The sequence below is a fragment of the Actinoplanes sp. NPDC026670 genome (assembly GCF_040638175.1).
Classification (GTDB): domain Bacteria; phylum Actinomycetota; class Actinomycetes; order Mycobacteriales; family Micromonosporaceae; genus Actinoplanes.
In genome coordinates, this window is sequence record NZ_JBEZXU010000040.1 from 25,047 (window position 1) to 47,026 (window position 21,980).

22 protein-coding genes and 1 pseudogene are annotated in these 21,980 nt (G+C 70.4%); 16 read left to right on the plus strand and 7 right to left on the minus strand.

The genetic code is table 11. From position 1 onward, the window contains the following. Positions 1-32: 32 nt before the first annotated feature. The 4 genes from AB0E94_RS32655 to AB0E94_RS32670 all read left to right on the plus strand — a co-directional run bounded on the left by AB0E94_RS32655 (position 33) and on the right by AB0E94_RS32670 (position 3,714). Complete coding sequence (locus tag AB0E94_RS32655; protein WP_360334262.1) at positions 33-629, plus strand: DUF3090 domain-containing protein; 597 nt, start codon at positions 33-35, stop codon at positions 627-629. A 17-nt stretch (positions 630-646) separates the two neighbouring features. Beyond that, complete coding sequence (locus tag AB0E94_RS32660; RefSeq protein ID WP_360334447.1) at positions 647-1,441, plus strand: SCO1664 family protein; 795 nt, start codon at positions 647-649, stop codon at positions 1,439-1,441. Between the two features lie 522 nt (positions 1,442-1,963). After that, a complete protein-coding gene (gene mshC / locus AB0E94_RS32665) occupies positions 1,964-3,208 on the plus strand; it encodes a cysteine--1-D-myo-inosityl 2-amino-2-deoxy-alpha-D-glucopyranoside ligase (protein WP_360334265.1) in 1,245 nt (414 codons plus the stop codon). Between the two features lie 212 nt (positions 3,209-3,420). Next, complete coding sequence (locus tag AB0E94_RS32670) at positions 3,421-3,714, plus strand: hypothetical protein (RefSeq protein WP_360334268.1); 294 nt, start codon at positions 3,421-3,423, stop codon at positions 3,712-3,714. A 656-nt stretch (positions 3,715-4,370) separates the two neighbouring features. Here AB0E94_RS32670 and AB0E94_RS32675 read toward each other — a convergent pair. Beyond that, positions 4,371-5,045 carry a response regulator transcription factor gene (locus AB0E94_RS32675; protein WP_360334271.1) on the minus strand — a complete coding sequence of 225 codons (675 nt, stop codon included), beginning with the start codon at positions 5,043-5,045 and terminating at the stop codon, positions 4,371-4,373. Positions 5,046-5,170: 125 nt separating this feature from the next. After that, positions 5,171-6,424 carry a histidine kinase gene (locus AB0E94_RS32680; RefSeq protein ID WP_360334274.1) on the minus strand — a complete coding sequence of 418 codons (1,254 nt, stop codon included), beginning with the start codon at positions 6,422-6,424 and terminating at the stop codon, positions 5,171-5,173. Between the two features lie 109 nt (positions 6,425-6,533). Between AB0E94_RS32680 and AB0E94_RS32685 the strand changes: the two genes are divergently transcribed. Next, positions 6,534-7,904, plus strand: a complete 1,371-nt coding sequence (locus AB0E94_RS32685) for an alpha/beta hydrolase (protein WP_360334277.1) — start codon at positions 6,534-6,536, stop codon at positions 7,902-7,904. 101 nt (positions 7,905-8,005) lie between these two features. Here the strand turns inward: AB0E94_RS32685 and AB0E94_RS32690 are convergent, their stop codons facing one another. Next, the gene (locus tag AB0E94_RS32690) at positions 8,006-8,797 is read right to left on the minus strand and encodes a GntR family transcriptional regulator (RefSeq protein ID WP_360334280.1); all 792 of its coding nucleotides are present in this window, start codon (positions 8,795-8,797) and stop codon (positions 8,006-8,008) included. Between the two features lie 305 nt (positions 8,798-9,102). Between AB0E94_RS32690 and AB0E94_RS32695 the strand changes: the two genes are divergently transcribed. From AB0E94_RS32695 to AB0E94_RS32705, 3 genes are all read left to right on the plus strand, one after another. Then, positions 9,103-9,513 (plus strand): DUF6232 family protein, encoded by a 411-nt coding sequence (locus AB0E94_RS32695; RefSeq protein ID WP_360334283.1) that lies wholly within the window; start codon positions 9,103-9,105, stop codon positions 9,511-9,513. Positions 9,514-9,627: 114 nt separating this feature from the next. After that, positions 9,628-10,551 (plus strand): helix-turn-helix transcriptional regulator, encoded by a 924-nt coding sequence (locus AB0E94_RS32700; protein ID WP_360334286.1) that lies wholly within the window; start codon positions 9,628-9,630, stop codon positions 10,549-10,551. Positions 10,552-10,573: 22 nt separating this feature from the next. Continuing rightward, complete coding sequence (locus tag AB0E94_RS32705; RefSeq protein WP_360334294.1) at positions 10,574-10,768, plus strand: DUF397 domain-containing protein; 195 nt, start codon at positions 10,574-10,576, stop codon at positions 10,766-10,768. A 46-nt stretch (positions 10,769-10,814) separates the two neighbouring features. On the opposite strand, the gene AB0E94_RS32710 is transcribed toward AB0E94_RS32705, so the two are convergent. Continuing rightward, positions 10,815-11,684: a PAC2 family protein gene (locus tag AB0E94_RS32710; RefSeq protein WP_093611964.1), complete on the minus strand. Its 870-nt coding sequence runs from the start codon at positions 11,682-11,684 to the stop codon at positions 10,815-10,817. Between the two features lie 124 nt (positions 11,685-11,808). Between AB0E94_RS32710 and AB0E94_RS32715 the strand changes: the two genes are divergently transcribed. From AB0E94_RS32715 to AB0E94_RS32725, 3 genes are all read left to right on the plus strand, one after another. Further along, positions 11,809-12,363 (plus strand): hypothetical protein, encoded by a 555-nt coding sequence (locus AB0E94_RS32715; protein ID WP_360334297.1) that lies wholly within the window; start codon positions 11,809-11,811, stop codon positions 12,361-12,363. Positions 12,364-12,425: 62 nt separating this feature from the next. Continuing rightward, positions 12,426-12,755 carry a metalloregulator ArsR/SmtB family transcription factor gene (locus AB0E94_RS32720; protein ID WP_360334300.1) on the plus strand — a complete coding sequence of 110 codons (330 nt, stop codon included), beginning with the start codon at positions 12,426-12,428 and terminating at the stop codon, positions 12,753-12,755. Further along, positions 12,752-13,192, plus strand: coding sequence for an SRPBCC domain-containing protein (locus AB0E94_RS32725; RefSeq protein ID WP_360334303.1), 441 nt, complete (start codon positions 12,752-12,754; stop codon positions 13,190-13,192). The genes AB0E94_RS32720 and AB0E94_RS32725 overlap by 4 nt, the downstream gene beginning before the upstream one ends. A 491-nt stretch (positions 13,193-13,683) precedes the next feature. Here AB0E94_RS32725 and AB0E94_RS32730 read toward each other — a convergent pair whose 3' ends face one another. Then, the gene (locus AB0E94_RS32730; RefSeq protein WP_360334306.1) at positions 13,684-16,218 is read right to left on the minus strand and encodes an ABC transporter permease; all 2,535 of its coding nucleotides are present in this window, start codon (positions 16,216-16,218) and stop codon (positions 13,684-13,686) included. Then, positions 16,218-16,985, minus strand: a complete 768-nt coding sequence (locus tag AB0E94_RS32735; RefSeq protein WP_360334309.1) for an ABC transporter ATP-binding protein — start codon at positions 16,983-16,985, stop codon at positions 16,218-16,220. The genes AB0E94_RS32730 and AB0E94_RS32735 overlap by 1 nt, the downstream gene beginning before the upstream one ends. A gap of 196 nt (positions 16,986-17,181) precedes the next feature. On the opposite strand from AB0E94_RS32735, the gene AB0E94_RS32740 reads away from it, so the two are divergent. From AB0E94_RS32740 to AB0E94_RS32755, 4 genes are all read left to right on the plus strand, one after another. Then, positions 17,182-17,886: a neutral zinc metallopeptidase gene (locus tag AB0E94_RS32740; RefSeq protein WP_360334312.1), complete on the plus strand. Its 705-nt coding sequence runs from the start codon at positions 17,182-17,184 to the stop codon at positions 17,884-17,886. 70 nt (positions 17,887-17,956) lie between these two features. After that, on the plus strand, positions 17,957-18,598 hold the full coding sequence (locus tag AB0E94_RS32745; RefSeq protein WP_360334449.1) for an HAD family phosphatase: 642 nt from the start codon (positions 17,957-17,959) through the stop codon (positions 18,596-18,598). Between the two features lie 38 nt (positions 18,599-18,636). After that, positions 18,637-19,113 (plus strand): toxin-antitoxin system HicB family antitoxin, encoded by a 477-nt coding sequence (locus AB0E94_RS32750; protein WP_360334315.1) that lies wholly within the window; start codon positions 18,637-18,639, stop codon positions 19,111-19,113. Positions 19,114-19,155: 42 nt separating this feature from the next. After that, on the plus strand, positions 19,156-19,950 hold the full coding sequence (locus AB0E94_RS32755; RefSeq protein ID WP_360334318.1) for a DUF4097 family beta strand repeat-containing protein: 795 nt from the start codon (positions 19,156-19,158) through the stop codon (positions 19,948-19,950). Between the two features lie 1,262 nt (positions 19,951-21,212). On the opposite strand, the gene AB0E94_RS32760 is transcribed toward AB0E94_RS32755, so the two are convergent. Beyond that, positions 21,213-21,812: a response regulator transcription factor gene (locus AB0E94_RS32760; protein ID WP_360334321.1), complete on the minus strand. Its 600-nt coding sequence runs from the start codon at positions 21,810-21,812 to the stop codon at positions 21,213-21,215. Here AB0E94_RS32760 and AB0E94_RS32765 point away from each other — a divergent pair. Further along, positions 21,790-21,980: pseudogene (locus AB0E94_RS32765) on the plus strand (cell surface protein); the annotation flags it as partial. The gene AB0E94_RS32760 and the pseudogene AB0E94_RS32765 overlap by 23 nt on opposite strands.

Here is a 21,980-nt window from a genome sequence, read left to right on the forward strand (position 1 = left end):
GCTCGTCCGCTTGGATGGTTAGGGTTGGGTGCATGACCCACCAAGTGCATGCCTTCGAGCCGCCGGAGCGGTTCGTCGCCGGAACGGTGGGCGAGCCGGGGGACCGCACTTTCTATCTCCAGGCCCGCGGTGGCGGCCGGGTGATCAGCGTGGCGCTGGAGAAGGTCCAGGTGTCGCTGCTCGCCGAGAAACTCGAGGAGCTGCTGCTCGAGGCCAACAAGCGGTTCGGCGTCTCGCTGCCGGACGAGCCGCTGCTGGCCGTGCACGACAACGAGCCCCTCGACACCCCGGTCGACGAGGAGTTCCGGGTCGGCACCCTGGGCCTGGCGTTCGACGTCGACACCAGCACCGTCGTGATCGAGGCGATCGAGGCCGGCGAGCCGGAGCCCGATCTGATCGGCGAGTCCCTCGGCGACGAGGATGACGACGACGATGACGACGATGACGATGACGAGCCCGACGACGACCTCGACCGGCTGCGGGTGCGCCTGACCCCCGACGCGACCCGCGCGTTCATCGACCGGGCCCGCCGTGTGGTGGCCGCCGGCCGGCCGCCGTGCCCGCTCTGCGGCCAGCCGCTCGACCCGGCCGGCCACCTCTGCCCCCGGCACAACGGCTACCACCGGTGACGGCGGAGCCCACGCACGTGCTGGCCGAGGCCGATGCTCTCGCGCTGCTCGAGCGGGGGCGCATCGAGATCGAGGGGCGCCTGGCCGACGCCTCCAACACCACCCTCCGTGCCGAGATCACGCTGGACGGGCTGACCCGCCGCTGTGTCTACAAGCCGGTGCGCGGCGAGCGCCCGCTGTGGGACTTCCCGGACGGCACCCTCGCCGGCCGTGAGGTGTCGGCCTACCTGGTGTCCCGGGCCACCGGGTGGGATGTGGTGCCCCCGACCATCCTGCGTGACGGGCCGCTCGGGCCGGGCGCCCTCCAGCTCTGGATCGACGAGCCCGACCAGGTGAGCGCGCTGATCGGTTTCGTCCCGGCCTACGACGTGCCGCCCGGCTGGTTCCCGGTGGCCGCGGCCCGCGACGACGACGGCGACGCCTACGCGCTGGCCCACGCCGACGACCCCCGCCTGGCCCGCCTGGCCGTCTTCGACGCCGTGATCAACAACGCCGACCGCAAGGGCGGCCACGTCCTCTACCCGGCGACCGGCGGCGTGCACGGCGTCGACCACGGCGTGAGCTTCCACGTGGAGAACAAGTTGCGCACGGTCCTCTGGGGCTGGACCGGCACGCCCCTCCCGCCCGACGCCTGCGAGGTCCTGACCCGGTTGCGTTCCCAGCTGGCCGGGCCCCTCGGCGCCGAGTTGGAGGAGCACCTGACCGTCTCCGAGGTGCAGCATGTCGGCTTGCGCGTGAAACGGTTGCTGCGGGCGGCCCGCTTCCCCCGGCCACCGACCGACTGGCCGGCGATCCCGTGGCCCCCGATCTAGCCACCTCCCGCCGTCCGCTTCCCGGCGCGTTGCCGCCGTTTCCTGCCGCCGTCCGCCCGTAGGCGATCTCCCGGCGGCACGGCGTTTCCTGCTGCTGCTTCTTTGTTGTCGTCCGCCGAGCCGCCGAGCCCGCGTGGACATCTGCGGTTCGGATCGAGCCGAGGGTCACCACGCAGATCACTGCTGTCGGCGGGTGCGAACCTCAGCTCCGGACGCGCTCGAGACTCACTCCCATCGCCCGGGCCTGGTCTGCTTCTGAATCGGTGAGCCTTCGGCCCCTCCGGCTGCTTCAGCGCGTGGGCCTCCGGGTATTTGCTCCGCGTACCGTCGGATCGGGTCTCAGTTTTGCGTGCTGGGGACTGCGTTTGTGGGCGGTTCGGTGGGCCGTACCACAACTTGTTCTTTTGTTTTGTTCTTGTTTCCCCGCGTTTCCTCCGGGGCTCGCGCGTTCCGCCGGCCGGAAGCTTGAGGTTTAGCTCACGCGCCCGGTTCTGGGTCGGGGGTGCCGTTTAGGCTCCGAGCATGGATGCTTGGACCGGTCACGACGTACCTGCCCTCCCGGACACGCCGGGGCGTGGCCCGCTGCGGCTCTATGACACGGCGCGGGCGTCGGTGCAGCCCAGCGCCCCGTCCGGCAGCGCCTCGATGTATGTGTGCGGCATCACGCCGTATGACGCGACGCACCTCGGCCACGCCGCCACGATGATCACTTTCGACCTGATCAACCGGGTGTGGCGCGACCAGGGCCTCGACGTCCGATACGTGCAGAACGTGACCGACATCGACGACCCGCTGCTGGAGCGGGCCCAGCGCGACGGTGAGGACTGGGTGGTCCTCGCGATGCGCGAGACCGCGCTGTTCCGGGAGGACATGGAGGCGCTGCGGATCATCCCGCCGGCCCACTACGTCGGCGCGGTCGAGTCCATCCCGTCGATCGTCACCCACGTCCAGGACCTGGTGGAGCGCGGTGCGGCGTACCAGCTCGGCGACGGCACCGGCGACGTCTACTTCGACCTGACGGCCGCTCCGCGATTCGGGTACGAGTCACACCTGTCCCGCGAGGAGATGCTGGTCCTGTCGGCCGAGCGCGGCGGCGACCCGGACCGGGCCGGCAAACGCGACCCGCTCGACCCGCTGCTGTGGCGCGGCGCCCGCGACGGCGAGCCGGTGTGGGAGGGCGCGGACCTCGGCCCCGGCCGGCCCGGCTGGCACATCGAGTGCGCGACCATCGCGCTGAACCTGCTCGGCGACACGATCGACGTGCAGGGCGGCGGCAGTGACCTGCTGTACCCGCATCACGAGTGCTCGGCCGCCCACGCCGAGGTGCTGACCGGCGCGGAACCGTTCGCCGCCCACTACGTGCACGCCGGCATGATCGGCCTGGACGGCGAGAAGATGTCCAAGTCACGCGGCAACCTGGTGTTCGTGTCGCGGCTGCGGGCCGACGGTGTGGACCCGATGGCGGTACGGCTGGGGCTGCTCGCCAACCACTACCGCAGCGACCGCGACTGGACCGATGACGTGCTCAAGGCCGGTCAGCAGCGGATCGCCCGCTGGCGTGAGGCGGCGGCCGCGCCGTCCGGCCCGTCGGGAGCGGGTCTGCTCGGCGCGGTGCGTGAGGCGCTGGCTGCCGACCTCGACACACCGGCGGCGCTGGCGGTTGTGGACGCCTGGGTGGACGCCGCCCTGTCCGGCGCCGGTGACGACAACGAGGCGCCCGAGTTGCTGGTGAAAACGGTGAACGCCCTGCTCGGAGTTCGTTTGTAAAGCGTCCACAGTGCCCCCGCCCGGCGTGTCCGGGCGGGGGTTTTCTGCATTGAGGACAGAAAACCCCGCGGGACCTTAGCCCGCCGACAAGATCTTTTGGTACGAAACCACGAAATAGTGAAAGTTAGCGTTTTATTGCGCCAAATGCCCGCGAAATGGACTCTCTGGGTTCAGAATTTTCCCCAAGCAACCAACCGTTGAAAGGAAACACCATGCGTCGCGCTCTGTACCTCGGCGGCATCTTCCTGGCCACCGGCGCCGCTGTCGCCATGGCCGCCCCCGCCCAGGCCGGCGGTCGCCCGTGCCCGGGAGACGTCGTCATCACGAGCGGCTACGAATACGTGCAGCCGATCGTCGTCTCCGGCTACGGATACGGCTATGGCCACGGTCACGGCTTCGGCCACGGTCACGGCTTCGGTGGGGACTCGTACTACTCGAACAAGTCCATCCGCCAGAACGGCCTGCTCAACGTCGGCCTGATCGACAGCCCGATCGACGTCCTCTGAGGAAATCGGGTGAGGCCGGGCAATAGGCAGGCCTGACACCATGAACGACTGATGCCTGAGGCGCCATTCCGGTGCCCCGGGCTTCAGTCTTTCCCATTCCCGCCCATTTCACTCCGCCCGATAGCCTCCTCATTCGCGACACCTCCCCACGGCTCGTCGCTTGTCGCTCCGGCTCGTCGCACGCCGGTCGTGGATCTTGCACGAATCTTCACCCTCGCGCCGATCTTGCAGCCCTTTCCGTGCCCCAACGTGCCCCAACGGGAAGAAAGCTGCAAGGTCGCCCCGCCGCAGTGGACCTTGCACGACAAACCGCACCCAGACGTGAAGAACCGTGCAAGATTGCTGCGAAGGTGGAGAACCGTGCAAGATCTAGACGGAGAACGGCTCGGTCCGGCACCTTGGGGGATTGAGGCCTGGCCAGGCACGCCGTGGCCGGTCCCGATGACGTGCGAGATCCCCGGTGAGGTGGCCTCCGCACTGGAGGCCGCGGCCAGAACCACTCCTCGAACCAGGCTTTACTGATCAAGCCAGGAATCCCCGAACCGTCTGCCGGCCCATTGTCGCTCGTTTCGTCTCTCCGATCCCAGCCGGGCTGCGTTGCATTTAGCCCACATATCGGTGATATCCGCAGTATTTCGGCGGTCCGGCGGCGGGAGTCAGAGCAGTTCTGCGTCGTGGACCAGCAGGGCGATCTGCACGCGATTGTTGAGGTCGAGTTTGCTCAGCAGCCGCGACACGTGGCCTTTGACCGTCGGCAGGCTCATGGTGAGTTCGGCGCCGATCTCCGCGTTGGACCGGCCCCGGCCCACCAGGACGGCGACCTCACGCTCCCGTTCGGTGAGAGCTGACAGCCGGGCACGGGCGCGGGCGCGTCGTGTGCCCGCTTCGGGATCGGCGACGTGATCGATCAGCCGGCGGATGACGGCAGGGGACAGGGTGCCCGCCCCGGCCGCGACCGACCGGACCGCCGCCAGGATCTCCCGCGGCGGTGTGTCCTTCAGCAGGAACCCGCTCGCCCCACCACGAAGCGCCTCAAGAACATACTCATCCGCGTCGAACGTGGTCAGCACGATGACCTGTGGCGCCCCGCCCCGGCTGCGGATCCGCCGGGTTGCGGCCAGCCCGTCGACCCGCGGCATCCGGATGTCCATCAGGATGATGTCCGGCCAGTGCGCGTCAGCCACCACGACGGCCTCGGCGCCGTCCCCGGCCTCCGCCACCACCTCGATGTCCGGCGACCCGCCCACCAGGATCCGCAGCCCAGCCCGGACCAGCGGATCGTCGTCGACGATCGCGACCCGGATCAGCCGCTCCCCACCGGCCGCCCCCACCTCCCGAGGCGCGGAGCCGGAGGGCGGGTTGACGCTGCCCGGCTGGCTCTCACATGGCGCGGTATCGGAAGGCGGCGTTACACCGGTCAGCTCGGTCTCACGTGGCGCGGCGTTGGAAGGTGGCTTCACACCGGCCCCCGGGAATCCGCCGGCCCGACCGGCTCCGGTGGTGGCCGGTGTGGGGTGGGTGGCTCCAGGGGCCACGGGGTCTCCGCGGGCCAGGGCAGCTCGGCCTCCAGACGGAACGAACCGGACGCCGGGCCGTGGATGACGTGTCCGCCGGCGAGAGCGACCCGCTCGCCGATGCCGAGCAGGCCGCGGCCACCACCGGCGCCGCCGTCCGGGGAGGGGGCGGGCACCGTACCGCTGAAGGGGTTGGTGATCGTGATCCGCAAGGCCTGGCCCGCCTCGCCGGCCAGGACCACCGCGGCGGCCGGCGCCGAGCCGTGCTTGCGGGCGTTGGTCAATCCCTCCTGGACGATCCGGAAGGCCGTGCGGCCGAGCTGCGCCGGTGGCCCGCCGGGCGGCACGCCGTTCGTGTAGTCGATCGTCATGCCGGCGGCACGGGCGCTGCCGATCAGGCCGGCCAGGTCGGCCAGGCCCGGCTGGGGTGGCTCCGGCCGGGCGCTCGGCACCCCGATCACCGACCGTAACTCTTCGAGGGCCTCGTGGGCGCTGCCGCGGATCGCCCCCGCAGCGATCGACAACTCCTCCGGCGACACGCTCGCCCGCACCTCCAGCGCGCCGGCATGCAGGCTGATCAGCGACATCCGGTGGGCCAGGACGTCGTGGGTCTCGCGGGCGATGCGGGCCCGCTCGGTGAGCCGGGCCTGTTCCTCGCGGAGCGCCTGCTCGGCCTCCAGCCGTGCCGCGTGCTCACGCAGCGAAGTGGTCAGCCGCCGGTACGCCTGCACGAACAGCCCCCAGCCGAGCGCCGCCGCGGTGACCACCGACCGCACCAGCAGATCCATCCACATGCCGGCGGACGGATGATCGTGCAGCAGGAAGTAGACCGCGCCGGTGCCGACGTTGACCGCCCCGAGCAGCAGCAGGACCGGTGGGCGGCGCCGGATCGCCAGCGTGAACAGCGCCACGACGATCGGCCCGGTCGCCGCCACCGAGACCGCCCCGAACGGCAGCAGCGCCACGGTGAGACCGAGCGGATGCCGGCGGCGGACCAGCAGCGCGGCGGCACAGAGGACACCCACGGCCAGGTCGGCCTGCCACACGAGCGCCGCGCCCGGCCTGGTCGCGTCGCCGAGCAGCATCATCACCGAGCCGTAGACCAGCGCCACGACCACGGCGACGGCATCGGCCAGCCGGTCCCGGGCCGCAGCCCGGCGAGCGCCGGGATCGGGCACCAGGAGCGCGAAGAACATGCCGCAAGACTAGGGCTGACCAAAGTCTCCGCCCAGCTACCAAAGTATGTTCCTGGTCTATGCCTTCGGCCGCTGCGGCATCGACTTTCGGCGGCGCATCCTTCCCGGCATGACTCCGAAACGGATCGCCGCACTCCTTCTGCCCGCCGCCGCGTGGGGCGTGATCGCCGCACTGTGGACCCCGCGCGGCCCGCTGACCGCCGCCGAGGCGCTCTGGTCCATGGTGATCAGCGCCGGCGTCGGCGTTCTGGCCGGCCGGGCGGCGCGGTCCCGGTGGGCGATCCTGCTGGCCCCTCTGGCGTACGTCACCGCGCTCGAACTGACCAGGCTGAGGGTGTCCGGCCCGTCCGTGGATCTGCCACATGCGACCCCGCTCGGGGTTCTCGTGCTGGTCACCGGCCGTGGCGTGCACGGCCTGTTCGCACTGCTCCCGATGGCGGCCGGCGCCGCGTTCGGGCATCGTCGCCCGGCCCGCACCAGATGGCGGCGGGTCATCGGACGGGTGCTGGCCGGCCTGGCCACGGTGCTGGCAGCGGGCCTCGCGGTGGCGGTCGCCGTCCCCGCCCGTACCGAATCGATCGCCGGTGGTGTCGCCGAGCTGAGCCGGACCGGCGACCTCGCCCTGATGATCCGTGGCCGTTCCCCTGACCTGCCGATTCTGCTGTATGTGCCGGGCCCGCCGGGCGGCTCGGACACCGGTCTCATGCGCACCCGGCTGGCCGGCCTGGAGGAGCACTTCGTGGTGGCCACCCTGGACCGGCGCGGCGGGGGAGCGTCGGCGGGCGCGCTGGGCCGAGCCCCGGCGCTCAGCCTGGACAGTGAGGTCGCTGACATCCTCGCGGTCACCGACCATCTTCGGCAGCGGTTCGGCCGGGACCGGATCGTCCTGATCGGACACTCCGGCGGTTCGATTCCGGCGGTCGTGGCCGTACATCGCCACCCGGAGAAGTACCGCGCCTACATCGGGACCGGCCAGGCCGTGGATCTGCGCGAGTCCGACCGGATGTTCTACACCGACGTGCTGGCCTGGGCGCGGGCCGGCGGACGCACGGACCTGGTGGAGCAACTGGAGCGGCAGGGCCCGCCACCGTGGCCGGACACCTACGACTACGAGCCGTTCCAGCTGTACGCCACCCAGGCCTACGGGCTGCCGGACCCACCGATCGACCTGAACGTCCCGGAGTACACGCTGCTCCAGAAGGCACACTTCATGACCACGATGCTGGACTCCTGGGACGCCCTCTACCCGCGGCTACAGGGTGTGGACCTGCGCCGGGAGGTGCCGGCTCTGCCCATCCCGGCGTACTTCGTGCAGGGCGGCCGGGAGATGCGCGGCCTGGCTGTGCCGTTCGCCTCGTGGTATGCGGCGTTGCAGTCCCCGGACAAACGCCTGGTCACGTTCCCGGAGGCGGGTCACCGGCCGATGGCAGAGGAGCCAGACCGCTTCATAGCGACCTTGAGCGACCTGATCCCAGCCTGACCGGGCCCAAGGCCAGGGGCCGGCGCGGATGGCGCCGGACAGGGCGGGATGGCCCCGGACAGGGCGGCGCGGGCCGGGGCTGGCGGCGCCGGGCCGGGGGCTCAGGCCAGGGCCAGCCCCGGGTCCGGGTCGGGTTCCGGGGACGGGCCCGGGATCCGATACTCCTCGGTCAGCGTGGTCATCGGCCCCGGCCAGGTGGCCTGTGCCACCTCGATCGGCTTGCGGGTCTCGTCGAAGGCGACATGTAGCAGATGGAGCACCGGGGTGTCCGGCCGGATCTGCAGGATCTCGGCCTCCTCCCGGCTCGGCTGGCGGGCGCTGATCGTGTCGGTCGCCGAGGCGTACCGGCGGTCCAGCACCTCCTCCGCCTCCTGGTAGAGGGGCCGCCCGAACGCTTCGAGCCGTTCCAGTGAGGTGCCGGTCGCGTCGGTCACCCGGAACCAGGAGGCGCCGACCTCGACGGTGGCGTCGTCGGTGCGCACCACATGCCGCCGGACCAGCATCTCCGTGCCGTCACGCACGCCGAACGCGTCGGCCACCTCGGGCGGCGCGGCCTCCCGGCCGACACCGGTGAGCTGCTGGCGGTACCGGGCGGCTAGGTCGGCGTGGTAGCCACGGTGCGCGCCGTACCTGCCGCGCGACAGACGGTTCAGGCGGCGGCGGGTGCCGCGGACGTACGTACCCGATCCGGGTTTGGTGATCAGGATGCCCTCGACCCGCAGCTGGTCGACGGTGCGCTGCACGGTCTGTTTGGCCACGCCGAACATCTCCGCCATGGCGGGGATGGACGGCAGCCGCTCGCCCGGCTGCCAGTCGCCGCGCCTGATGCGTTCCCGCAGCTGGGCCGCGATCTGCCGATGCGGGAACTCGGCGGCGCCCGGATTGATGCTCATGACCGGCTCCTTCCAGCTAGGTTCCTAGGATGCGCCACGAAGTGCGAGGTCAGCGACTCGACACGCGCAAGAGTCCATGAATGAATTCGTCTATCAGCTACAAGGCTGTCAGGCACCTGGCGGACACGCCCCGGTTGGCCCCATACTGAATCGACGTTAAGGGATGTGGGGTCACACAAAGAGGCGGCGACCAGTAGCCGCTGGCCGCCGCCCAGGCCACTCGTCCGTTGGAGGAGGAGAGCCGTGTCAGCCGTTATCTTCGTGCAGTCCTCCTCCGCCTTGCAAGCCGAGGGGAGGGATGGGAGTTGCCGGTCTTCTACCGAGGTCCACGCGCCGTCATCACGCATCACGTCGTCGAGGTGTCGAAGGAGCACCGCCGGCTGTTCATGGTGGCCGAGATGAGCGACGTCCACATCGTCCGGTTCGACCCCGGCCCGGACGGCGCCGGGCGGCACATCGCCGGGGTGTCGGCGCTGGTGGCGGCGGTGATCGCGGTGCCCGTGGTGGGTCCCGCGTCGATGCTTCTCACCGTCGTGGTCGCCGGGGCGCTCAGCGCCGGCGCGGCGGTCTGCCTGCGGCCGCGCAATGCTCGCTGGTGGCAGCTGCGGGCCGGCTACCGGGGCGCGGTCGTGGAGGTCTTCTCGTCGCGGGACGAGCGGGAGTTCGCCGAGTTCTGCCGGGGTCTGGTGCGGTCGCTGGAGTATGCGGAGGCCTGACCGGTGGGTCACCATACGGTCTGGGGTATATTTCGGCGAACTCTAGCAGTACCGCACTCTGCATCGTCGCAATCAAGGGCGATTGGCGGCTTTTAAGGGTTTGGTGGGAGCCTGATGTCGGTCGCGCGTGACGACCTTCCCGCAGTGTCGCGACGGCGGGTGCGGTTGGCGTTGCGCGCGGCCCGTGAACGGACCGGTCTCAGCCAGAGCGAAGTCGCCAAGAAGCTGGGCTGGTCACTCTCCAAGGTGCAGCGCATCGAGTTGGGCGAGGTCACGATCTCGCCCACTGATCTGCGTGCCCTCCTGGTGGACATCTACCAGCTGACCGACGAGGGCCGGATCGCCGAGTTGGTCGAGGAGGCGCGTGTCGCCCGCCGCGAGCGCTACTGGACCGCGCCCGAGCACCGCGACTACCTGCCGTCCGGCCTGGTGCAGTTGCTGCAGTTCGAGCTGGCGGCGACCACGATCAAGGAATATCAGTCCACCCTGATCCCCGGTCACCTGCAGACGCCGGCGTTCGCCGAGGCCACCCTCGCCTGGTATGAGGTGACGCTGAGCGAGGAGGCGCGCCGGGTACGCCGGGACGTGCGCCTGGCCCGCCGTGAGCGGGTGATCGACCACGGCAGCGCCCCGGAGTACCGGCTGCTGCTCGACGAGTCCGCGCTCTGGCGGATAATCGGCGACATGGTGATCACCGCCGACCAGTTCGAGGACCTGGCCGCCGCGGCTCAGCGACCGAATGTGCACGTGCGTGTCCTGCCGATGGACAACGGCGCGGTGATGGGCATGTTCGGTGGCTTCTCCGTGCTCCATCTCGGCGCCGACCCGGACGACGCGGTGCTGTACAGGGAGTCCTACACGCGGGATGAACTGGTCGAGGATCCGGCCGAGGTGGATTACCACCGGCTCGTGTTCGATCGCTTCTGGGACCGCTCCCTCGATGAGGCCGCGAGCCGCGCGCTCGTGCTGGCGCGGCTCTTCGACCTACGGGCAAAGATCGCTCGTATGTCCGGCAACGATCAGGGCATGGAGCCGTGATCGAGTGGGAGAAAGGTTCACGATGAGAGATACCACAATGGCGTGGCAGCGCAGTTCTTACTGTGCGACCTCGGGGTGCGTCGAGGTGGCACAGGTCGTCGACGGCACCATCCAGCTCCGCGACAGCAAGAATCCGGAGCTACCGGCACTGACCTTCACCCGAGCCGAATGGAACGGATTCCAGGATCGCGTTCTGGCTCTCGCAGCGACCTCCTGAACGGCCCGTGGCGGGTGGCCCGGTCAGGCCGCCCGCCGCGGCACACTCACCAGGAGCCGGCCGTCGGGCCCGCCGAGCCGCCGCGCCGGCGCAGGTACTTCTCGAACTCGCTGGCGATCTCGTCGCCGGTCAGCGGCTGGATCCCCGCGTCGCCGACCCGTTCCTCCAGCTCCCGCACATACTCGCCGAGCTCGGCGTCCTGCTCGGCCGCGGCCCGGACCCGTTTCTCCCACTCGTCGGCCTGTTCGGCCAGGTCGGCCATCGGCACCGGCAGGTCGAGGACGTCCTCGATCCGGCTGAGCAGCGACAGCGTCGCCTTGGGGCAGGGCGGGTTGTTGGCGTAGTGCGGCACGTGCACCCAGAACGACAGCGCGTCCAGCTCGGCGCGGGTGGCCGCCTCCTGGAGCACGCCGACGATGCCGGTCGGGCCGTCGTAGCGGGTCGGCACGACCTTGTACTTTTCGGCGGTGTCGCGGTCGCTGGCGGTGCCGCTGATCGGGAGCGGCCGCGTGTACGGCACATCGGCCAGCAGCGCCCCGAGCAGAACGATCCGGTTGACCTCGAGGCTGTGGCAGATCTCCAGCACGTTCTCGCAGAAGGTGCGCCACCGCATGCTCGGCTCGATGCCGCGGATCAGGACCACGTCACGGTCGGCGCCGGGCGGGCTGGCCACGGTGAACCGGGTGGTGGGCCATTCGATCTTCCGCGTCTCGCCCTCGGCCATGGTGATGGTGGGCCGGCTGACCTGGAAGTCGTAGAAGTCCTCGGGGTCGATGCTGGTGACCTCGCGGGCTTCCCAGACCTGCTCGAGGTGTTCCACGGCCGCGGTCGAAGCGTCCGCAGCATCGTTCCAGCCCTCGAAGGCGGCGATGGCCACGGGGGAGCGGAGCAGCGGAAGGCCGTCGAACTCAGTCATGGAACACAGCCTACGTGCGGGCGCGGGAACCTACCCGGCGGCCGCGCCGGGCCACCTGAGGCATCGATAAGGCTCATCGTCGATACCACCCACCAAGTCGCATTTATCCGGGCATAATCGGCATATGGCCGACCATGTGGATCAGGTGCTCGGGCCCACCGACGACACCGTCAGTTTCTTCCAGGCGCGCGGCATGTTCTACGTGACCGCTCTCTGGGTCCTGGCCGCCGCCTGGCTGCCGATGCTCCTGATCACCCTGGGGGTGCGGGCCGCCGCCGGATACCGCCCGCGTCCCGCCGACATCGTGGTCTTCGCCGAGTTCACCCTCATCGTCCCGGCTGTCGTCGCCGCCGCGCTGATGCTCCTCGTCTGGCGCCGCCTCGGCTGGCTGCACACCTCGGTGCACGGGCTGGACTTCGCCGCGACCGGCCGCCGCCCGATCCATCTGCCCTGGTCCGGGATCGCCGCGGTGGCCCTGCACGGCCGCGGGCCGTTCACCGAGCTGGTGATCACCCCGATCGGCGCGGACTACGCGACCGAGCTCGACGGCAAGGGCGGCCCACCCCGCGTGCGCCGGCGGGGCGGCGAGGTCGCGTACATCATCGATGTGGGTCTGATGTCACCCGGACCGGAGGTCCTGCTCGCCGAGCTGCACCGCCGGGTCCCCAGCAAGGTTTGACAGGCGCCGCGGGCGCGGTTAGCTTCTTAACCCATCCGTTAATTAACGAGGGGGTTAAGTACGTGTCCGACCGGCTCAGCGTGATCTTCGCGGCGCTGGCCGATCCCACGCGCCGCGCCATCCTGGCCCGCCTCGCCGAAGGCGACGCCACTGTGACCGAGCTCGCCGAGCCGTTCGACATCAGCCTTCCCGCGATCTCCCGGCACCTGAAGGTCCTGGAGAACGCGGGCCTGATCTCGCGCAGCCGGTCCGCCCAATGGCGGTCCAGCCGTCTCGAGGCGGCGCCGCTGCGCGAGGCGACCGCGTGGATGGAGCGATACCGCCGCTTCTGGGACGACAACTTCGCCCGGCTCGACGCCCACCTCAAGCGCCTCCAGGAGGACGACAAGTGACCGAACTCGTCATCACCCGCATCTTCGACGCCCCGCGCGAACTGGTTTACCGGGCGTTCACCGACCCCGACCAGCTCGCCGCATGGTTCGGCCCGGTCGGCTGGTCGGTGCCCCGCGACACCGTCGACATCGACGCTCGCCCCGGCGGCAAACAGGTCTTCACCATGGTCAACGACGCCGACCCGTCGATGTCCTCCCCGGTCAACGCGACGTTCGTCGAGGTCGTCGAGAACGAACTGCTCGTCGGCGAAGAGGACGTCAGCCACATTCCGGACTTCGGCGCCGACAAACTGCGCCTGACCATCGAATTCCACGACGAGGAGGGCGGCCGCACGCGCCTGGTCCTCACCCAGAGCCCGTTCCCGGCCGAGATGTGGGAGGGCGCCCGCGAAGGCTGGGGCTCGAGCTTCACCAAACTCGACAAGATCCTGTCCTGACGCCCGCGTCCGTCTTCCGGTCGGCGACCCGGCAAAACCCCCATATGGTACGGCTACCCGCCCCCGCCGAACCACACCTCCCCTGGCTGCACCGCGACGGGGCTGCCCACTCCCGCCCGGCAGCGCGCCCGCCGGGCTGATGCGCCGCCCACCGCCAAACCGCCCGGCCAGGCGTGGTGTGGTGTGGTGAGGTGTGGATCGGACCGCAGGTCGTCACGCGACGGCGGGCCGGGCGTGGTGTGGATCGGACCGCAGGTCGCCACGCGGCGGTCGGCCGGGCGCGGTGTGGTGATGTGTGGTGTGGATCGGACCGCAGGTCGCCACGCGGCGGCCGGCCAGGCGCGGTGTGGTGATGTGTGGTGTGGGGTCGGACCGCAGGTCGTCACTGTGCTCGGGGGAGGTTCGCCGCATCTGCCGGGGCGTTCAGTGGAGCGGCTCAGCCCGCCGGTCGGAGGACCGGCGGGCTGAGGTTCCGGCGGGATGGGCGGGCGTCAGTCGTGGGCGATGGCGTTCAGGACATTCAGGCGGGCGGCCCGGATCGCCGGGACCACCGCTGCGATTACGCCGACCAGGGCGGCCAGGGCCAGGTAGGTGGCCATCCGGTCCCAGGGCAGGACGATCTGGGTGATGCCGTCGTCCTTCAGGGCCCGGGCCACCGCGCTGCCCATGCCGGCGCCCACAGTGACGCCGAGCAGGGCGCCGAACACCGCGATCACCACGGCCTCGACGGTGATCATGCGCATGGTCTGGGCGCGGCCCAGGCCGACAGCGCGGAGCAGGCCCAGTTCGCGGGTGCGTTCCAGGACGGACAGGGCCAGGGTGTTCACCACGCCCAGGACGGCGATCAGGATGGCCAGGCCCAGCAGGATCTGGATCATCGTGATGATCTGGTCGAACACCGCCGCCTGACTGTCGACGAAGGTCTGCTGGTCGGTGGCCGAGACCTCGGGACTGTCCGCCACGAGCGCCTTGACCTGCGGCAGCACCGCCGACACCGGGACACCGTCGTCGAGCCGGATGAACCCGAGGACCGGCTGGGTGATCCCGAAGCCCTTGATCGCCTCGGCTGGCAGGATGATGCTGCCGGGCAGTGTGTCCTCGGCGAAGACCAGGGCGACCGTGTACGTCCGGGATTCGCCGCGCGACGTCTGGATCGGCACCCGCGACCCGGTCTGCCAGCCGCGTTCGGTCGCCTCGGACGTGGACACCGCGATCTGGTCGGCGCCGAGACGAGGGGCCGTCGTGCCATAGGCCTCGGCCATCCGGGACAGGTCCTCGGTGGCGGCCACGTAGGACCTGTCGTCACCGATCGCCACCAGGTCGTTGTAGAGCCCGGCGGATGCCCGGACGCCCGGGATCGCGGCGGCCTTGTCGACAACGGCCGGATCGTAGATCGGCGGCCGCGGCCCACCCTGATCGCCACTGATCATGATCTGGGCCTTGAGGATGCGCGCCGCCTCGGCCTTGAGGCTGCTCTTCGCCGAATCCATCACCACCGTCACACCGGTGACTAGGGCGATGCCGACCATCAGGGCGGCTGCGGTGATCGCGGTGCGGCGCGGGTTGCGGCCCGAGTTGAGCCGGCCCAGCCGGCCCGGCACCGACCAGGAGAACAGCCGGCCCAGCAGGGCGACCACCGGGCGGCTGATCAGCGGGGTGAGCAGGGCGACGCCGACGAACGTGACGAGCACACCGCCGAGGATCAGGTAGAGGGCGGTGCTGCCGTTCGCCACGAACAGTCCGGCGCCGAGGGCCGCCGCGCCGGCCGAGGTGACCACGGTCCCGGTGACGGTGAGTTTGGTGAGCGGCCGGTCCGGGGTGGCCACGTCCTGCATCGCGGCGACCGGGGAGATCCGCGACGCCCGGATCGCCGGCGTCACCGCGGCCACCACGGTGACCAGGATGCCGACCGTGAACGAGCTGATCACCGCGGAGAGCGGCACCCCGATCGGGGCCAGGTCCATCCCGCCGCTCATGCCGCTGAACAGCGCGCCCAGCCCGGCGCCCGCGCCGATCCCGGCGAGCAGGCCCAGGGTCGAGGCGATCAGGCCGACCAGCACGGCCTCCACCAGCACCGAGTTGATCACCTGGCGGCGGGAAGCGCCGATGGCGCGCAGCAGCGCCAGCTCACGGGTGCGCTGGGCGACCACTATCGAGAACGTGTTGAGGATCAGGAAGATGCCGACGAACAGCGCGATCCCGGCGAAGCCCAGCAGGATCTGGTTGAAGAAGCCCATGCCCTCCTTCAGGCTGGCCGAGCTCTCCGCGGACAGCTGATCGCCGGTCTTCACGGCGTACTCGGCGCCGAGCACCGGGGTGAGCCGGTCACGCAGCTGGTCAGGGGTGACGCCGTCGGCGGCGGCGACCGTCACCGAGGTGAACACGTCCTTCTCGCCGAGCATCAGCTCCTGCGCCACGGGCGTGGTGAAGGCGACCTCCTGCACACCGCTGATGCTGTCCCGGCCGCCCGTGTAGCCCCAGATGCCGACCAGGGTGAACTCACGTTTCGGCTGCTGGGTGAGAACGGGCACCCGATCGCCGACGGAGTAGCCGGCCAGTTTCGCGGTGGTCGCGTTCATGGCGATCTCATCGGCTGACTCGGGACCACGGCCGGAGCGGATCTCCATCAAGTCGTCCGTGCCGGTCCAGTTCGAGCCGATCCGCGGCGGGCCGAACGAGGTGAGCACCTTGCCGTCGGTTCCGATCACGCGGGCCCCGTCGGCATCGACACGGCCGGTCGCCGACCGTACCCCAGCCTGGGTCTTGATCGTCTCCACGACGGAGGCCGGAAGCGATGGGGTGACCTCTTCACCATCCATCTCGGAGACCTCGACCTTGGGTTTCGCGGTGACCGAGACGTCGGTCGCCGCGTAGACGTCGCTGAAGATCGAGTCGAAGGTGCGGTTGAGCGTGTCGGTGAGCACGAGCGCGCCGGACACGAACATCACGCCGAGGATCACCGCGAGGCCGGACAGGACCAGCCGCAGTTTCCGGGCGAGCAGGCTCTTCAGGGTCGCGCGAAACATCAGAGCATCACCGAGTCGGACGGGGCGTCCAGCCGCTTCATGGTGTCGAGCACCGTCTCGGCGGTCGGGTCGGCCAGCTCGTCGACGATCGAGCCGTCGGCCAGGAACACCACCCGGTCGGCGTAGCTCGCCGCCACCGGGTCGTGGGTGACCATCACGATCGTCTGGCCGTGCTCGCGCACGCTGGACCGCAGGAACGACAGCACCTCGGCGCCGGACCGGGAGTCCAGGTTGCCGGTTGGCTCGTCCGCGAAGATCACGTCGGGGCGGCCCATCAGCGCCCGCGCGCACGCCACCCGCTGCTGCTGGCCGCCGGAGAGCTGGCTGGGCCGGTGCGAGAGCCGGTCGGCGAGACCGACCGTGCCGATCACCGTGTCCCACCACTGCGGGTCGGCCTTGCGACCGGCGATGTCCAGCGGGAGCTTGATGTTCTCCGCCGCGCTCAGCGTCGGCAGCAGGTTGAACTGCTGGAAGATGAACCCGATCCGGTCCCGGCGCAGGCGGGTCAGCGCCTTGTCGCCGAGGGTGCTGATCTCCGTGCCGCCGATGTGCACGGTGCCCTCGTCCACCGTGTCCAGGCCGGCGAGGCAGTGCATCAGTGTCGACTTGCCGCTGCCGGACGGCCCCATGATGGCCGTGAACCGGCCCCGCCCGAACTCGGCGCTGACCCCCCGCAGTGCCGCCACCCGGGCCTCGCCCGAGCCGTACACCTTCCAGATCCCGTCCGCGCGCGCCGCCACCGGCCCGCCGGCATTCGTCGCTGCCACCGTGTCTCCCCCTGTGGTCCCAAATTCCGTCCGCCCCAGTGTTGCGGCGGACCGGGCCGCCGGCGTCCGCCCGGCGGGTGAGGCCGACGCGGAGAAATCCCTGAGGCGAGCACTTAGGAACTTCTCAGGGAGTTCCCTGAGAACGTTGATGTTGGTGGATTCGGTCTAACGTGGTAACCCCGTCCTGGAGGACCGTATGCGCGCTCGACCGGCAACGCTCCTGGCCCTTCTCGCCGTGCTGCTCACCGCCGGCTGCCTGCCCGTTCAGCAGCCGCTGTCCCGGTCCGGGCAGCCGCCCACGCCAAAAGCCACCGGCAGCGCCGACCTCGGCCCCGAGGGCACCGACACGCCCGAGGAGTTCGCCCGCGACATGCAGGCTGCCCAGGCCGTGGCCGAGCACTACTGGTCACAGCGGCTCGGCGCCGGATTCCAGCCGGTCGCCGAGATCATCGCGTACGAGCGGGAGGGCGAGGTGTCGTGCGCGGGCCAGCCGCTGCCCCTCAACAACGCCGTCTACTGTTCCGCCGGAGACTTCATCGCCTATGACGTGAACTGGGCGTTCGCCTCGTTCCAGCAGCTCGGCGACGCGTTCGTGTACTACCTGCTCGGCCACGAGTACGCACACGCCGTCCAGGCCCGGCTCGGCATCCGCAAGGAGTTCACCATCGAGCAGGAGCTACAGGCCGACTGCATGGCCGGGGCGTACATCGGTGACCAGGTCCGGGAGAAGAACCTGACCATGGAGGAGAACGACACCCAGGAACTCGCCGACGGGCTCCTGTCGGTCGGCGACGATCCCGGCCAGCCCTGGTTCGCCCCGGGCTCGCACGGCTCGCCGGAGCAGCGCATCCAGTCGTTCGCCAACGGCTACGAGGAGTCGTTGCAACCCTGCGGGCTCTGAGGGCACCGTCACATCCACTGAGCCTCCGGCTCGGCGGTCGACCAGAATGGGCCGCGTGAATCCTGCCGCGGTGCTCTTCGACATGGATGGAACGCTGGTCGACAGCGAGCGCATCTGGGGCGTGGCCCTCACCGAGCTCGCCGTCCACGCCGGTGGTGTCCTCTCCGACTCCGCCCGCCTGGCCATGGTCGGGACCAGTATGGCCCGCAGCATGGAGCTGTTCCGTGACGACCTCGGGCAGCCCGGGCGACCAGAGGCGCCCGACGTCGAGTGGCTGAGCATGCGGGTCCAGGGGCTGTTCGCCGACGGGCTGGTGTGGCGGCCCGGGGCCATGGAGCTGCTGCACGCGGTCCGGGCCGCCGGCATTCCGACGGCGCTCGTGACGTCGACCGGGCGGCGGCTCGTCGAGGTCGCGCTGGAGACGCTCGGGCCGGAGAATTTCGACGTCGTCGTCTGCGGTGACGAGGTGGAGCGGCCCAAGCCGGATCCGGAGCCGTACCGGACCGCGGCCGGCCTGCTCGGCGTGCCGATCTCGGAGTGCGTGGCGATCGAGGATTCGCCCAGCGGGGTGGCGAGCGCGGCCGCGGCCGGGGCGGTGGTGCTCGCGGTGCCGGCCGAGCTGGAGCTGGCCCCGGTCGACGGGGTGCATCTGCGGTCGACGCTGGCCGGAGTGGATCCGGCATTCCTGGCGGCACTGTTGACGGCAGTCTGACACTTGCGGTGACGTCACTATGACGTCATAGTGGTGGTATGGATCTGACGCCGTACCTCGACGGGCTCCGCGCCGACCTCGCCGCCGTCGCCGCGCCCGCCGGGCCGGACACCGTCCGCGCCGCCGAACTCCTCGGCGGCGCGCTCGAATCGTCCGCCCGGCTGGCCCTGCTCGAAGCCCTCTCCGACGCCGCCGCCGAGATCACCACCCGGCTCAGCGGCCCGGTCGTCGAGGTCCGGCTCCGCGGCCGCGAGGCCGACCTCGTCGTCAGCGGCGCCGCTCCCGACGTGCCCGCGACCCCTCTGCCGGCTGTCGCCGACACCGGCGGCGACCTCGCGCGGCTCACCCTGCGCATGCCGGAGAGCCTCAAGGCGCACGTCGAGCAGACCGCGGCCGCCGAAGGCGTCTCCGTCAACGCCTGGCTGGTCCGGGCGGTGACCACCGCGATCGGCGGCGGCCGGCCCGGCGCCTCCGGCGGCGGCAGCCGCCGCGTGACCGGCTTCTTCCAGGCCTGATCCCTCCCGGTTTCCACCACTCATCCTTTTCAGGAGCCTCTGATGTACGAGTACGCGCGCACCGAACCCGTGACCGTTTCGCTCCGTGCCCTCAGTGGCCGGGTCGACGTCGAAGCCGGCCACCGCGACACGATCCAGGTCGACGTCACACCGCTCCGTGACAGCAGCGCCGCCCGTGACCTGGCCGCCGAGGTCGAGGTGGCTCTCGACGGCGACACCCTCGTGGTGCGCGTGCCGGAGCGGCGCGGCGCCCTCTGGCGGCGCGGGCACAGCCTCGCCATCAGCATCAAAGTCCCCGAAGGCAGCACCCTGACCGGCCGCAGCGCCGCCGCCCCGGTCCGTGCCACCGGCCGGTATGCGCAGGTCAGCCTCGACCTGTCGTCCGGCGACTCGGAGGTGGAGAGCGTCGACGGTGACGCGCGCATCACCACCGCCAGCGGTCACCTCACCGTCGGGCAGGCCGGTGGTGCGGTCACTCTCAAGACCAGCTCGGGTCATCTGACCATTGGTGACGTCACTGGTGACGTCAAAGCGGGCACGTCGAGCGGCGACATCCGTCTGGGTTCGGCGGGCGCCTCCGTCGAGGCCTCCAGCGCCAGCGGCGAGATCGAGGTGGGCCGACTGCACCACGGCCAGGCCCGGATCCGAACCTCCTCCGGTGACGTCCGCGTGGGCGTGGCCCCCGGCACCGGAGTCTGGCTCGACCTCGACACGTCCTCCGGCCGCAACGTCAACAACCTGGCCGCCCCGGGCGACGACATCGCACCGACCGGAGCCACCCTCGAACTGAAGATCCGAACCGCCTCCGGCGACATCCACGTCCAGCGCGCCGCCTGACCACCTCGAACCCCCAGCGGTCCAGTCGCCCCGCGGGCGGACAGCAGCGCCGCGGGCGGATGGTCGCGCCGCGGGCGGATGGTCGCGCCGTGCGCGGACGGTCACCCCGTGCGCGGATGGTCGTCCCACGGGCGGACGGTAGCGCCGCGGGCGGATGGTCACCCCGTGCGCGGATGGTCGCCCCGCGGTCGGACGATCGCCCCGCGGGCAGACGGTCGCGCTTGTCGCGGACGCACCGCAAGCCGACGCCGCGGTCTGCCCTGATCTCCTGGCGCTGGAGATGGTGCTCGGACTGTCGTGCTCGCCGAACTCGTTCCGGCCGTCTCCTTCGCATTGTCCGAAGGCCGGGACGTCAGCCGTCCGGTGCGCCTGGCATGGTGCAGGGCTTCTTGCGCCGGGCAGTGGTGATCTTCGGCGAGAGATGGGAAGGCGGGCTGGTAGCGACGTTGAGAGCACACAATCGCGGTGCGTGTGCGTCCGTCGTTGCTGGGACGTGGGCGAGCGCGCACGATCGGCGTTCTGTGAGCGTTGGCCATCGTGGCAGCGGTGATGGGAGCACTCGATCGGCGAATGTGTGCGCCTGTCATTGCTGAATGAAGCTTCTTCGAGGCTTTCGCCCTGTCCGCAGTCGATCCCTCTGTCGTGCGACGTTTGCCCGACCAATTTTCGGACTGTTGCCCCGGTCAAAGCATGCAGCTGAGGTGTCGGGCGAGGGCATGAATTTCCTACTCGCGGGGATTCGTCCCCGGCCAGCCCTGTAGATCTTGCACGGTTCTCCGCCTTGTCAGCGATCTTGCATGGTTCTTCACGCTTGGGTGTGGTTTGTCCTGCAAGGTCCACTGCGTCGGGGAGACCTTGCAGCTTTCTTCCCGTCGGGAGGTGGAAAGGACTGCAAGATCGGCGCGAGGGTGGAGATTCGTGCAAGATCCGCCGAGCGCCGAGCGCCGAGCTACGAGCTACGAGCGCCGAATGCCGAATGGCGAGCGACGAACGCCGAGCTAAGGGTGCCGAGCGACGAACGCCGAGCTACGGGCGCCGAGCGACAAAGCGACGAGCTACGGGCGCCGAGCGACAAGGCGCCGAGCGACAAAGCGACGGACGACAAAGCGACGAGCAGCAAAACGACGAACGGCGAGCCGTGGTTGACAAGCCATGGGCGACGAGCCATGGGAGGCGTTGCCGGAGGAGGCGTTGCGGCCGAGGAGATGTCATCCGTCTGGGGCTCATCGGGTCGGCGGGCAGTGGGTGGCTATCTGGAGGGTTCAGGTGCCGGGGCGGACCAGGCCCGTCTCGTAGGCGAGGACCACGGCCTGGGTGCGGTCGCGCAGGCGCAGTTTGGTGAGCACGTGGCCGACATGGGTTTTCACGGTGGTGTCGCTGACACCCAGGATTGCGGCGATCTCGCTGTTGCTGCGGCCGCGGGCGACGTGGATCAGGACTTCGCGTTCACGGCCGGTCAGTGGGGACAGCCTGGTGGCCGCGTCGTCGCCGGTGCTGGTGGGGAGGGTTCCGGCGAGGCGGGTCAGCATCCGGGCCAGGACCGGCGGGGTGATCACGGCGCCGCCGGCGGCCACGGCGTGGACCGCGGCGACGAGTTCCGCCTGCGGGGCGTCCTTGCAGAGGTAGCCGGCAGCGCCGGCGGTGATCGCGGCGAGCACCTCCTCGTCGGTGTCGTGGCCGGTCAGGAGCAGGACACGCACCGCGAGCCGAGCTTCGGAGACTGCCCGGGCCACGGCGAGACCGTCCAGCCGGGGCAGCGCCACGTCGCTGATCAGGACGTCCGGCAGCAGGCGCCGGGCCAGGTCGACAGCCTCGGTGCCGTCACCGGCCTCCCCGGCGATGACGATCTCCCGGGCACCCACCGAACCGTTCCTGTCGAGCGAACCGGAGCCACCCACCGAACCGTTCCTGTCGAGCGAACCGGAGCCGCCCGCCGAACCGTTCCTGTCGAGCGAACCGGAGCCGCCCGCCGAACCGTTCCTGTCGAGCGAACCGGAGCCGCCCGCCGAACCGTTCCTGTCGAGCGAACC